General features: G+C 66.8%; 11 protein-coding genes and 1 tRNA gene. 10 read left to right on the top strand and 2 right to left on the bottom strand.

Going from position 1 to position 13,435, the window contains the following annotated elements; translation table 11 throughout:
• The first annotated feature begins 16 nt into the window (after positions 1 to 16).
• The 8 genes from phnC (at position 17) to KUV67_02040 (ending at position 8,732) form a co-directional block, all read left to right on the top strand.
• The gene (phnC, locus tag KUV67_02075) at positions 17 to 865 is read left to right on the top strand and encodes a phosphonate ABC transporter ATP-binding protein (protein ID MBY6203655.1); all 849 of its coding nucleotides are present in this window, start codon (positions 17 to 19) and stop codon (positions 863 to 865) included.
• Positions 866 to 925: 60 nt separating this feature from the next.
• Positions 926 to 1,705, top strand: a complete 780-nt coding sequence (phnE, locus tag KUV67_02070; GenBank protein MBY6203654.1) for a phosphonate ABC transporter, permease protein PhnE — start codon at positions 926 to 928, stop codon at positions 1,703 to 1,705.
• Positions 1,702 to 2,523 (top strand): phosphonate ABC transporter, permease protein PhnE, encoded by an 822-nt coding sequence (phnE, locus tag KUV67_02065; GenBank protein MBY6203653.1) that lies wholly within the window; start codon positions 1,702 to 1,704, stop codon positions 2,521 to 2,523. The genes phnE (KUV67_02070) and phnE (KUV67_02065) overlap by 4 nt, the downstream gene beginning before the upstream one ends.
• 56 nt (positions 2,524 to 2,579) lie before the next feature.
• A complete protein-coding gene (locus KUV67_02060; GenBank protein MBY6203652.1) occupies positions 2,580 to 3,608 on the top strand; it encodes an HD domain-containing protein in 1,029 nt (342 codons plus the stop codon).
• Positions 3,609 to 3,785: 177 nt separating this feature from the next.
• Positions 3,786 to 5,288, top strand: a complete 1,503-nt coding sequence (locus tag KUV67_02055; GenBank protein ID MBY6203651.1) for a BCCT family transporter — start codon at positions 3,786 to 3,788, stop codon at positions 5,286 to 5,288.
• 216 nt (positions 5,289 to 5,504) lie between these two features.
• A complete protein-coding gene (locus tag KUV67_02050) occupies positions 5,505 to 6,875 on the top strand; it encodes a SlyX family protein (protein MBY6203650.1) in 1,371 nt (456 codons plus the stop codon).
• A gap of 171 nt (positions 6,876 to 7,046) precedes the next feature.
• Entirely contained in the window at positions 7,047 to 8,561 is a 1,515-nt protein-coding gene (locus KUV67_02045) for a BCCT family transporter (protein ID MBY6203649.1), read from the top strand.
• Positions 8,562 to 8,657: 96 nt separating this feature from the next.
• Positions 8,658 to 8,732 (top strand) — tRNA-Gly (locus tag KUV67_02040).
• Between the two features lie 219 nt (positions 8,733 to 8,951).
• Here KUV67_02040 and KUV67_02035 read toward each other — a convergent pair.
• Positions 8,952 to 9,893 (bottom strand): histone deacetylase family protein, encoded by a 942-nt coding sequence (locus KUV67_02035; protein ID MBY6203648.1) that lies wholly within the window; start codon positions 9,891 to 9,893, stop codon positions 8,952 to 8,954.
• Between the two features lie 7 nt (positions 9,894 to 9,900).
• Positions 9,901 to 10,467, bottom strand: a complete 567-nt coding sequence (locus KUV67_02030) for a cob(I)yrinic acid a,c-diamide adenosyltransferase (GenBank protein ID MBY6203647.1) — start codon at positions 10,465 to 10,467, stop codon at positions 9,901 to 9,903.
• Between the two features lie 190 nt (positions 10,468 to 10,657).
• Between KUV67_02030 and KUV67_02025 the strand changes: the two genes are divergently transcribed.
• Positions 10,658 to 12,079 (top strand): aldehyde dehydrogenase family protein, encoded by a 1,422-nt coding sequence (locus KUV67_02025; protein MBY6203646.1) that lies wholly within the window; start codon positions 10,658 to 10,660, stop codon positions 12,077 to 12,079.
• Positions 12,080 to 12,290: 211 nt separating this feature from the next.
• Positions 12,291 to 13,385: an extracellular solute-binding protein gene (locus KUV67_02020; protein ID MBY6203645.1), complete on the top strand. Its 1,095-nt coding sequence runs from the start codon at positions 12,291 to 12,293 to the stop codon at positions 13,383 to 13,385.
• Positions 13,386 to 13,435 lie beyond the last annotated feature (50 nt).

Here is a 13,435-nt window from a genome sequence, read left to right as displayed (position 1 = left end):
CCCGCAGAGGAACCGCATGAGCGAACCCGAATCCACCGCGCGCCCCGGCGCCATCCGTTTTTGCGATGCCGGCATCGTCTATCCCAATGGGGTGGTCGGCATGAAGAACCTCGACCTCGAGATCCGGCCGGGCGAGTTCGTCGTCATCGTCGGCTCGTCCGGGGCCGGAAAGTCGACGCTGCTGCGCGCGATCAACGGGCTGAATCCGCTGACCAGCGGCACGGTCGAGATCGACGGCGAACGCCTCGACACCGGGTCGAACCGCCAGCTTCGCCGCGTGCGCAAGCGGGTCGGGATGATCTTCCAGGACTTTCGCCTGGTCAAGCGCCTGTCGGTGATGTCCAACGTGTTGATTGGCCGCCTCGCCCACGTGCCGGGCTGGCGCGCGATGCTGAACCTGTGGCCGAGGGGCGACAAGGAAATCGCGATGGATGCGCTGGAGCGGGTCGGAATCACCGACAAGGCCTGGGTCAAGGCCAGCCAGCTGTCCGGCGGCCAGCAGCAGCGCGTCGGCATTGCCCGCGCGCTCGCCCAGCAGCCGGCCATCATCCTCGCCGACGAACCGGTCGCGTCGCTGGACCCCGTGACGACCCACCAGATCATGAAGGACCTGGTCCGCATCAATCGCGAACTGGGCATCACCACGCTGGTCAACCTGCACTTCCTCGACCTGGCTCGCGAATACGGCGAGCGGATCATCGGCCTGCGCTTCGGCGAGCTGGTCTACGACGGTTCGGCGAAGACCGTGACCGACGAGGATTTCCGCAACATCTACGGCCGTGACCTGACCGCCGACGACGTCGTCGAGGACGAGGCCGCCGGGATCGATGCCACCGAAGCCGAACCAGGCAAGGGCAGGGGCTGACGCGATGGCGGTCCGCTCGTACGCGCTCGACTTCGCCGCGACCCGGCCCGGGGCAGGGCGATGAGCCTGCCGACGAAGCCGCCCCGCAACTGGCCGCTCTGGATCGGCGTGACCGCGCTGCTGGTCGCGATGACGGTCTGGTCGGCGAACGGGATCGGCTTCTCGGCGACGGAACTGGCCTGCAATATCGCCGGCGGAACCCGGCTGATCGAGGAGTCCTGGCCGCCGGACTTCGCGTTCCTGCCCCGCCTGGCCGGCCCGATGCTCGAGACGGTCTACATCGCCATCATCGGTACGGTGGTCGGTGGCATCCTCGCGATCCCGGTCGCGGTGCTGGCGGCCCGGAACCTCACGCCGAATCGGCCGACCTGGTTCGTCGACCGCAACTTCATGAACATCCTGCGCACGCTGCCGGACCTGTTCTGGGCCATGCTGTTCGCCACCGCGGTCGGTTTCGGCCCGGTCGCCGGCGCGCTGGCATTGACGGTGTTCACCGTGGCGGTGATCTCCAAGCTGTACTCGGAGTCGCTGGAATCGATCGACATGGGGCTGCCCGAGGCGATCCGTGCCGCCGGCGGCAGCTGGTTGCAGATGATCCAGTTCGGTGCGTTGCCGCAGGCCGCCCAGCAGTACGTGAGCTACGCGCTGTACGCCTTCGAACTCAACATCCGTGCATCGGTGGTGCTGGGCCTGGTCGGGGCCGGCGGGATCGGCATGATCCTCGAGACCCAGCGGGCCAATTTCGAATACGAGCGAGTGACCATGATCATCCTCGCGGTGCTGGTGGCGGTGCTGATCATCGAAGAAGTCAGCGAAGCGATCCGGAAGCGCCTGACATGATGTCGCCCAAGCCCGAACGGCCGCCGACCGCCGTAATCGATCCGCTCAAGCGGCCGGGGCCGCCGATCGGCTTCGGCACGATCGTGACCTTCATCATCGCCGCGCTGTTCATCGGCTCCCTCGCCGCGATCGGGTTCACGCCCGAGCGCCTGATCGAGGTGCCGGCCGGGGTCGCCCGCGTGCTTTCGTTCTTCTGGCCGGCGGACATGGCCTACGGCTGGGATCGGGTCCTCCCGGCCATCGTCGAATCGATCCAGATCGCATGGATCGGGACCATCATCGCCGCCATCCTCTCGCTGCCGCTCGCCCTGTTCGGCTCGCGGGTGCTCTTCCCGCGCATTGCCCGCGGTGTCAAGCTGATTTCGGCCACGGCCAGGGCCTTCCCCGAAATCCTGCTGGCGATCTACTTCGTTCCCATCGTGGGTCTCGGCGCCTTCGCCGGCGCGCTGGCGATCGGCATCTCGTCGGTGGGCATGCTGACCAAGCTCGGTGCCGAGGTGGTCGATTCGCTGGACTTCGGGACTGTCGAGGCGGTCGAGGCCGCCGGCGGTTCGCGCCTGCTCGCGCTGCGCTGGGCCGTGCTCCCGGCGGTGCTGCCGGAAATCGTTGCCCACTGGCTGTTCCGCTTCGAGCTCAACATCCGCGCCTCGGCGGTGCTCGGCGTGGTCGGTGCCGGCGGGGTCGGCGGCGTGCTGCTCAACACGCTGCGCTACCGCCATTTCGACAAGGCGGCCGCGGTACTGATCCTGACCATCCTGGTCGTGCTGGCGATCGACATGCTGTCCGGCGAGATCCGCCGCCGGATCATCCGCAGCTGAGGCCCGTCCGCCCCGGCTGGACGCGTCGTCCACCGCATCCGCGATAGACTCATCGAATGAATCAGACTGCCGAATCCCTGACCCCTGCGCTTCATCGCGTCACTCGTGAAATGCGAGAGGCCCGCGAGGAGGGTCTTTCTCCGCTGGCCACCCGCGCGGTCGACTCGCGCGGGCGAGACATGGACGAGGCGCCCGATCCGCTGCGGACCGCGTTCGAGGTCGACCGCGACCGGATCGCCCACTCGAAGGCGTTCCGTCGCCTCAAGCACAAGACCCAGGTGTTCATCAACCCGGAGGGCGATCATTTCGTCACCCGGATGAGCCACACGCTGCAGGTCACGCAGATCGCTCGTTCGATCGCCCGCGCGCTGGACCTCAACGAGGACCTGACGGAAGCGATCTGTCTCGGTCACGACTGCGGTCACACGCCCTTCGGCCACACCGGCGAGGCCGCGCTCTCGGAGTACGTCGACGACGGCGAATGGCTGCACTCGGAGCAGGGGGTGCGCATCTTCCGCCTGCTCGAGCCGAAGAACCTGACCTGGGAGGTGCTCGACGGCATTCGAGCGCATACCTGGCGCGTCAACCCGCCGCCACACACCCCGGAGGGCTGGGTCTGCCGCTTCGCCGACCGGATCGCTTATCTGAACCACGACCTGCTGGACGCGCTGCGCGCCGGCCTGGTCGGGCGCGCCGACCTGCCCGCGGACGTCACCGGCGTGCTGGGCAACTTCGCCGAAGATTCGTGGATCGGCTGCATGATCGACGCGGTCATCGACGAGTCCATCGAACGGGGACGCGTGCGGATGCGCGGCGACGTACTGCAGGCTATGCGTACGTTCCGCGAGTTCATGTTCGAGCGGGTCTACCTGCGGCCGGAAGCCTCTGCGCAGGCCGACCGGGCCAAGGCCGTCATTCATCAGCTGGTCGACTACCTGTGCAAGCACCCCGAGGAGATTCCGGCGACCTATCGCCGCGAGGAAGCCGATGTCCTGCTGCAGGTCCTCGACTACGTGGCCGGCATGACCGATCGCTATGCGCTGAGCCTGCACGACCGCTGGTTCCGCCCGCGCGGCCTGGTGTGAGCTACTCGCGGCACTCCATCGACCCGGCGGCCTTGCTGCCCCGCTTCCGGCCCGCACCGGGAGCGATGCGTGGCTGAGGCCGGCTCGCCCGACCCCGATTCCATCACCGAACTCGAACAGGTCTATCGGACCGAGTACGAGATCGGCCAGGACAACGTCGAGCGCCTCGGGCTGGACATGCACAACCCGGTGTTCTTCGTCAGTGCGGGCCTCATCGTGCTGTTCGTGTTCGGCTCGCTGCTGTTTCCGGAGGAAGCCAAGACCGGCCTGGAGGCGGCCAAGGCCTGGATCCAGGTCGTGTTCGACGGCGTGCTGCTTTCGGCTGCCAATGTGGCGCTGCTGTTCTGCCTGGCGCTCATTGCGCTGCCGGTCGGCCGGATCCGGCTCGGCGGGAACGACGCGCGCCCGGAGTTTTCCCTGCTTTCCTGGTTCGCGATGCTGTTCGCCGCGGGGATCGGCATCGGACTGATGTTCTGGGGCGTGGCCGAGCCCGCCGGCTACTACACCGACTGGTACGGTACGCCGCTGGGCATCGAAGGCTACTCCGCCGAAGCGAGGCGCGCGGCGCTCGGAGCAACCCTGTACCACTGGGGCCTGCACCCCTGGGCCGTCTATGCGGTGGTCGCACTATCGCTGGCGTTCTTCGCGTACAACAAGGGCCTTCCGCTGACCATCCGTTCGACCTTCTACCCCCTGCTCGGCGACCGGGTCTGGGGCCCCCTCGGCAACATCATCGACACGCTCGCCGTACTGGCAACGCTCTTCGGCCTGGCCACGTCCCTGGGCTTCGGTGCACAGCAGGCCGCGGCCGGCCTCGGCTTCCTGTTCGGTCTGGACGGCGGACTGACGACCCAGCTGGCCATCATCGCTGGGGTGACCGGGCTTGCCCTGGTCTCGGTGCTACGGGGCATCAACGGCGGAGTCAAGCTCCTTTCGAACGTCAACATGGGGCTGGCGCTGCTGTTGATGCTCTTCGTGATCGTCGCCGGCTCGATCACGGCCTTCGGCGCCAACCTGGTCGAGACCTTCGGCGGCTATGCGCGCTACATGCTCCCCCTAAGCAATCCGATCGGGCGCGAGGACGAGACCTTCTATCACGAGTGGACCATCTTCTACTGGGCCTGGTGGATCTCCTGGTCGCCCTTCGTCGGCATGTTCATCGCGAGGGTGTCGCGGGGTCGGACCGTTCGCCAGTTCCTGGCCGCCGTCCTGATCGTGCCGACCGCCATCACGGCCGTGTGGATGGCCGCCTTCGGCGGAAGCGGAATCGACCAGATCGATGCCGGCGTGGGAGCGCTGGCCGAAGGCATCGACGACGACGCGCTGGTCCTGTTCCAGATGCTGGAGAACCTGCCGCTGGCCTCGATCACGTCGATGCTCGGCATTGTCCTCGTGCTCGTGTTCTTCGTGACCTCGTCGGACTCGGGTTCGCTGGTTATCGACTCGATCACCTCGGGCGGCAAGACCGACGCTCCGGTCACCCAGCGCGTGTTCTGGGTGACGATGGAGGGGGCGATCGCCGCCGTTCTCCTGTCGCTCGGCGGAACTGCAGCCCTGGATGCGTTGCAGGCCGGTGCGGTCAGTACCGGCCTGCCCTTTACCTTCGTGCTGCTTATGATGTGCATCAGCTTGAGCCTGGGCCTGAACCACGAATCGAAGCTGAATCGCGCGCTCGCCTGACCCGGCTGCATCCGTGGTTCGCTCATTGGCACGAACGCGAACTTCGCTGGGTTGCCGATCCGCGGATCGCGCCGGTCCGGCGCCGCACGGCGGGTCGTTGGCGGAGTCGTGATGGCCGTGTGCTAGGGTCTGAGCATCATTCGGGGAGGAGTCGCAATGCCTGAGTTCGATCGGCCGATGATGGTTTGCAGGGTCCGGTTTCCTGCCGGTGGATGGGTGAGCGTCGTCTTGGTGGCCCTGATCTTCTGGTCCGACTCGCTCCTCGCATCGTCCGACCACGCCCCGAGCGACGAAATCGAACAGATCCAGCGGCAGGTGATCGAATTGCAGCAGCAACTCGACCAGCTGCGCGAACGCCTGGCCACGCTGGAGCCGGACGAGCAAGGCGAAGCAGCGGACAATACCGACGCCGTGGCCGGCGCGACGCCCGAAGCCGGGGACCACGGGGGGGCGGAGACTTCCAGCGCTACACGACAACCGACCGTCGACGCGCTGGCCGAGGACGTGGCAGGCCTTGAAGACCGGCTCGACGAGCTTCCGCCCGCGATCGAGTTCGGCGGCGCACTTCGACTGAACTATGCCTGGCGAGATTACGACGACGTCAACAAGGACCGGGTCGGTGATTTCGAGCTGGAATTGTTCCGGATCAACGCCCGGGGCACCGTCGGTGATGTCATCCTGGACGCGGAATGGCGCCGCTACAACGACTTCCAGGCCATCCATCATGGCTGGGTCGGCTACGATTTCAGCGACCGGCTCCAGGGTCAGCTGGGGATCACGCAGGTCCCGTTCGGGATCCTGCCCTACGCCAGCCACGGTTTCTGGTTCGGAGGCACCTACTACCTGGGCTTCGAGGACGACTACGATACGGGGATCAAGTTCGTTCATACGCCCAGCGACGACTGGACATTCCACTACGCATTCTTCAAGAACCCGGAATACGCAAGCGATTCACGGGCCGGCCGCTACTCCTTCGATCTGGTGACCGGAGGCGACCAGCAGAACGCCGAGGTCAATCAGTTGAACCTCAGGGCGGAGCGCCACCTGTCCTTCGGCGCCAACCGGACGCTGGATCTGGGGCTGAGTTATGAAGCCGGCGGAATCTACAACGAGATCACGCGCGAAACCGGCGATCGCTTCGCCGTCGCGGCGCATGCCGATGCGAACCTCGGGCCTTGGAACCTCCAGCTCCAGGGTCTCCGCTACGAGTTCGATCCCGAGAATCCGGACGGCGTCAGCGATGCTTTCGTCCAGACCGGGGCCTTCGGGTTTCCGTTCCTGATGGCGGCGAAGGCCGACGTGCTCAGCGTCAACGTGGCACGCGACCTGCCGGTGCAGTTCGGGCCGATCACCGGCATGACCTGCTACAACGACTTTACCTACATCCATCCGGACGTCCGCAACAGCGCCGACTCGATCCAGAACGTGACCGGCTGTTCCGTTTCGGCCGGAGGAATCTTCGCCTATTTCGACTGGATCGCCGGCAAGAACATGTGGTTCGCCGGCGGCGACGGAATCGGCAGGAACGCCGCGACCGCGGGCAAGTGGCGTTCGCGCCTGAACGTGAACATCGGCTTCTACTTCTAGTTGCTGGCAACCGGGATTCGAACTTCCGCAACGATCGTAACTGCATTGCAACGGGGAGGACTCTTGAGCACAGAAACCAAGATCACCAAGAAAGCGCTCCAGGACATCGAGGAAATCTACGAAACCGATTACGAGATCGGTCAGGACAACGTCGAACGCTTCGGCTTCGACATGCACAACCCGGTCTTCTTCGTCAGTACGTTGCTGATCTTTGCCTTCGTGCTGCTCTCGCTACTGTTTCCCGAAAGCTCGAAATCCGCACTCGAGGCTGCTCGCACCTGGATCGTGGAGACCTTCGACTGGCTGTTCCTGTCGGCCGGCAATCTGTTCGTGCTGTTCTGCCTGGCGCTGATCGTCCTGCCGATGGGAAGCATCCGCCTCGGCGGCGACGATGCAGAACCGGAGTTCTCGGTCGCCTCCTGGTTCGCGATGCTGTTTGCCGCGGGCATGGGGATCGGCCTGATGTTCTGGAGCGTCGCCGAGCCGGTGGGCTATTTCACCGACTGGTTCGGCACACCGCTGAACGTGGAAGGCCTGACCCCGGAGGCGCGCGAGGCGGCGGTCGGGGCGACCATGTACCACTGGGGCCTGCACGCCTGGGCGATCTACGGCGTGGTTGCGCTGTCGCTGGCCTTCTTCGCCTACAACAAGGGCCTGCCGCTGACCATCCGGTCGACGTTCTATCCGCTGCTCGGAGACCGGGTGTGGGGTCGGATCGGCGACGTGATCGACACGGTCGCCGTGCTGGCGACCCTGTTCGGTCTTGCGACGTCGCTCGGCCTGGGTGCCCAGCAGGCCGCGAGCGGACTGTCGTTCCTGTTCGATCTGGAAGGGGGGCTGCAGACCCAGATCCTGATCATCGTCGGTGTCACCGCCGTGGCGGTGATCTCGGTGATCCGCGGCATCGACGGTGGCGTCAAGCTTTTGAGCAACGTCAACATGGTCTTCGCGGCCCTGCTGCTGCTGTTCGTGATCGTGGCCGGTTCGATCGCGTCGTTCTTCACCAATCTCGGCGACACGGTCGCCGGCTACGCGAAGTACATCCTGCCGCTCAGCAACCCGATCGGCCGAGAGGACACGACCTTCTACCACTCGTGGACCGTCTTCTACTGGGCGTGGTGGATTTCCTGGTCGCCGTTCGTCGGCATGTTCATCGCCCGTGTTTCCCGCGGGCGAACGGTCCGGCAGTTCCTGACCGCAGTGCTGATCGTTCCGACCTTCGTCACCGTCATCTGGATGAGCGCCTTCGGCGGCAACGGCCTGGACCAGGTCGAGGCCGGGGCGGGCGCGCTCGCCGAGGGCATCGGCGATTCGTCGCTCGCCCTGTTCCAGATGCTGGCCGAACTGCCGTGGACCGCGATCACCTCGTTCCTGTCGATCTGCCTGGTCCTGGTGTTCTTCATTACCTCGTCGGATTCCGGGTCGCTGGTGATCGACTCGATCACTTCCGGCGGCAAGATCGATGCGCCCGTGCCGCAACGCGTGTTCTGGGCGACGACCGAAGGCGTGGTGGCCGCGGTCCTGCTCGGCGTGGGCGGAAGTGCCGCGCTGCAGGCCCTCCAGGCGGGAGCGATCAGCACCGGCCTGCCGTTCACGGTCGTGCTGCTTGCCATGTGCGTCAGCCTGGCGCGCGGGCTGCACCACGAACGGAAGTTGATGGACTACCAGGACGCTGTGCGAAGCTGAGCCGCGGGCCGGGGTCGAGGGCGCTGCGCTCGGCCGGCGGCCCCGCTCGCCGATCCTTGCCAGCGCCCCCGGCGCTGGCGATAATGGGCGTGCGGCGCGGGCGTCGTATAATGGTTATTACCCGAGCTTCCCAAGCTCGTGATGACGGTTCGATTCCGTTCGCCCGCTCCATCTTCCCCTTGTCCGGTGCCAGGAATCCTTCTGGAAAGAACCATTTACCCGAGCATGCCGAGCTCGTGACGTCGCTTCCCTTTCGTTCGCTCGATCCCTTCAATCATCCGTTGGCCCGCTGGATCGCGATCCTCCGGACACCACCGGAAGGCCCGTGGGCTAACTCGCGAGACGAACGGACCGGAGAGATCCGCTAGAAGACACCGCCGCGGGTCCCGCTCAGTGCGCGGACGTGATGCCCTCGGCGAAGGCGAGCACCGAGTCGGTCAGCGCCTGGAGGTCGTAGCCCCCTTCCAGCGAGGCGGCCAGAGCACCGTTGCAGTGGCTTCGGGCGAGGTCGCGCAGCTGGTGGCCGAGCCAGAAATAGTCTTCGTCCTTGAGCTCGAGCTGCGCCAGCGGATCGCGCCAGTGCGCGTCGAACCCCGCCGACACCAGCACCAGGTCGGGCTGGAAGCGGTCGATTGCGGGCAGGAGCTCGGCCAGCCATGCGTCGCGGAACTGGTTGCTTCCGGAGCCGGGTGGCAAACCGACGTTGACCACGTTCGGCGCCACGCCGAGCATCGGGTCGCCCGTTCCGGGATAGAGCGGGTGTTGATGGCTGGACAGGAACAGCACGTCGTCGCGTCCGGCGAAGATGGCTTCGGTGCCGTTGCCGTGGTGGACGTCGAAGTCGCAGACCGCCACGCGCCGGACGCTCGGCCGGTGCAATGCATCCGCCGCCGCCAGGGCGATGTTGTTGTAGACGCAGAACCCCATCGCTCGCGCCGCCTCGGCGTGATGGCCCGGAGGCCGGACGGCCGCGAAGGTCGCGACCCGGTCGGCCAGCGCGGTGCGTGCCGCCTGGCACGCGCCGCCGGCGGCGCGACGGATCGCGTCGAAGCTCCCGGGGCCGACGTGCGTGTCACCGTCCAGCGAGATCGACCGTTGTTCGGAGCGGATTCGTTGCTCCACCCCTGCAAGCTCGTCGAGATAGGGCGCGGGGTGGATCCGGGCGAGGCATTCTCCGCTGACCGCTTCGGCCTCGCGGACGTCGAGTTCGTCGAGTTGGGCGAGGCCGTCCAGGGCGGCCCGAAGCCGCTCGGGACACTCCGGATGGCCCGGGAGCGGGGCATGGCCGGCACAGGCCGGGTCCGTGAAGACGATCAGGGGCGTTGCGCTCATTGCCGGTTCAGCGGTCGCGATCGTGGTCCCAGAGGATCTCGCCCGTGCCCGAGGCGCGCGCAACCACCCGCGAGACCACGAACAGGAGGTCGGACAGGCGGTTCAGGTAGCGCAACACGGCCTCGTTGACCGCTTCGTGTCGTGCCAGTGCGATCACCCGACGCTCGGCGCGGCGGCAGATCGTGCGCGCCAGGTGAGCCTGGGCCGCGGCCGGGCTGCCGCCGGGCAGGATGAAGTCCTTCAGCGGCGGCAGGTCGGCATTCCGACGGTCCAGCTCGCCTTCCAGCCGGTCGATGTGACGATCGCCGATCAGGGACGTGTCGGGCATGCACAGTTCGCCGCCGAGGTCGAACAGGTCGTGCTGGACATCGAGCAGCACCGAGTTCAGGTCGTCGCTGTCGGAATCGTCTGCGCGCAGCGACGCGATGACCACCCCGATCGCGCTGTTGAGCTCGTCGACGGTGCCGTAGGCTTCGACGCGCAGGCTGTCCTTCTGGGTGCGGGAACCGTCGCCGAGGCCGGTGGTGCCGTCGTCGCCGGTGCGGGTGTAGATGCGGGAGAGGCGGTGGCCCATGGAAGCTCCGGGACTGGAAACGGGGAAGCCCGCCATTCTAGCCCAGCCCTTGTTCCCGGGCGGTGCCCGTAGCGACCCGCGATGCGCCGCACGGCCGATCGGTTACCCTTGTCCGGGAAGGGTCGCAACGCGTGAGCGATCGTGACCCTTTACCCAAGTCCCCGACCCGAGCGCGAGCTTTCCAATGACCATGAAGAGCGCCTATCCGTACTATCTGGCCAACCGTCCGATCGACGCCAATCGCGACCTGGAGGTCGTCGACAAGCACACGGGCGAGGTCGCCACGCGCGTTGCCCAGGCCGACGACGCCGTGGTCGATCGCGCGATCGCCGCCGCCGTCGAAGCGGCGCCGGCGATGGCCCGGCTGCCGTCGCACCGGCGACGGGACATCCTCAACGGGTGCGCCGACCGGTTCGAGGCGCGCTTCGACGAACTGGCCGAGATCCTGATCGTCGAGGGCGGCAAGGTCATCAAGGATGCGCGAGGGGAGGTGCAGCGGCTGATCGATACGTTCCGGATCGCGGCCGAAGAAGCCACCCGCATCGGGGGCGAAGTGCTGCCGATGGATATCGCCGAGCGCTCCGAGTCGTTCATCGGCTTCTGGAAGCGGGTACCGATCGGGCCCGTGTCCTTCATCACGCCGTTCAACTTTCCGTACAACCTGGTCGCGCACAAGATCGCTCCGGCGATCGCGGCCGGGTGTCCGTTCGTGCTGAAGCCGGCGGAGAAGACGCCGGTCGGCGCGCTGGTGCTGGGCGAGATCCTTGCCGAGTTCGATCTGCCCGAGGGTGCATTCTCGATCCTGCCGGTGCCGCGCGAGGACGCGGCGCGGTTCACCGAGGACGAGCGGATCAAATTGATGAGTTTCACCGGATCGGACAAGGTCGGCTGGATGCTCAAGAGCAGGGCCGGCAAGAAGCCCGTGGTCATGGAACTGGGCGGCAACGCTGCCTGCCTGGTCGACGCGGATGCCGACGTCGACGATGCGATCGACCGGCTGGTGTTCGGCGGGTTCTACCAGTCGGGCCAGAGCTGCATCTCGGTTCAGCGGGTGCTGGTTCACGACGCCATCTACGATCGCGTCCGGAAGGGCTTGATCGAAAAGGTCGGGGCCCTGAAGGCCGGCGACCCGCGTGACCCGGAAACGTTCGTCGGCCCGCTGATCAGCGAGGGCGATGCCGAACGCGTGGTGGAATGGATCACCGAGGCGGTCGACGCGGGCGCGTCCCTGCTGGTCGGCGGTGAACGCGACGGTGCGGTGGTGCGCCCGGCGGTGCTCGAAGGCGTACCCGACGACTGCCGCCTGTTCAGCGAGGAGGTGTTCGGCCCGGCGATGATCCTGGAGCGCTTCGACGACTTCGGCCGTGCGCTGGAGCGCATCAACCGGTCGCGCTACGGCCTGCAGGCCGGGTTGTTCATCCGCGACATCGGCAAGATCCGCCGGGCCTGGGACGAACTCGAGGTCGGCGGCGTGGTGATCAACGACGTGCCGAGTTTCCGCGTCGACCACATGCCCTACGGCGGGGTCAAGGACTCGGGGCTGGGCCGCGAGGGCATCCGCTTCGCGATCGAGGACCTGACGGAGATCCGGTTGCTTGCGATCCGGGGCTAGGGGGCCGGGGAACAGGGGGTCAGGGAAAAGGGACCAGGGGAAAGGGACCAGGGGAAAGGGACCAGGGGAAAGGGATCGGGCCAAGGGGACCGATGGCCAGGGCGGGTGTACCGAGGTGGATGTTCGGGCGGCGTACGGAGTTCGAGTTAATGTGAATCATTCGCGTTATACTTCCAGCGAACTCAACCAGGAATCCGCGCCGATGCTCTCCATGCTTGCCCGTGCCGCCGTGCCGCTGCTCGCTCTCCTTGTCCTGTCCGCGTGCTCGTCCGAGGATCCGGTCGATCGCGACGACGAGGATTCGCCGGCGCCGGCCGAAGCGCCGGTGCTCGAAGCCGGCGATGCCGTCGCCACGACCGCCCCCGAGGAAGAGCGCCGGCTGGTCGTCTACACGTCGCGTCAGCCGCACCTGGTCGACCCGCTGTTCGAGCGCTTCACCGAGCAGACCGGGGTCGCGATCGACTACATCAGCGACAGCGAAGCCGCGTTGATCGAGCGCCTTGCCGCAGAAGGCGAGGCGACGCCGGCCAGCGTACTGATTACCGTCGACGCCGGAAACCTCTGGTACGCCACCGATCGGAATCTCCTTCAGCCGATCGACTCGGACCTCCTCGACCAGCGGGTGCCGGCGGCGCTGCGCGACCCCGACGGCGAGTGGTACGGCCTGTCGATCCGCGCCCGGACCCTGGTCTATCACCCGGATCGCGTCGACCCGGAAGCCCTGTCGACCTACGCGGCGCTGGCCGACGAGCAATGGGCGGGGCGCCTCTGCCTGCGGACGTCGCGCAAGGTCTACAACCAGTCGCTGGTCGCGATGATGATCGAGCGGCTCGGCGAGGAGCGGACCGAAGAGATCGTGTCCGGCTGGGTCGACAACCTGGCGACCGAGCCGTTCTCGTCCGACACCCGCCTGATCGAGGCCATCGCCGCCGGCCAGTGCGACGTCGGACTGGTCAACACCTACTACCTCGGTCGGCTGCAGAAGGAGAACCCGGACTATCCCGTGGCCCTGTTCTGGGCCAACCAGGACGACAGCGGGGTCCATGTCAACGTGTCCGGCGCCGGCGTGACCGCCGAGGCGCCCGACCCGGACCTGGGCCAGGCGCTGATCGAATGGCTGGCCGGAGACGAAGCGCAGGCCATGATGGCCGGCTCCAACCTGGAGTTCCCGGTCGTGGAAGGCGTCGAAGCCGATCCCGTCGCCGAGGCCTGGGGAGCGTTCGTTGCCGACTCGATGAACCTGCGGGTCGCCGGCGAGCGTCAGGCCGAAGCGGTGCGCTTGATGGACCGCGCGGGCTGGCGTTGACCCGGACGGCAACGCGTTCGCCGACCCCGTTCACCGCGCGGTGAACGGGG

It is taken from the genome of Halomonas denitrificans, assembly GCA_019800895.1.
Lineage (GTDB): Bacteria > Pseudomonadota > Gammaproteobacteria > Xanthomonadales > Wenzhouxiangellaceae.
This window is presented reverse-complemented; position numbering and strand designations above follow the sequence as displayed.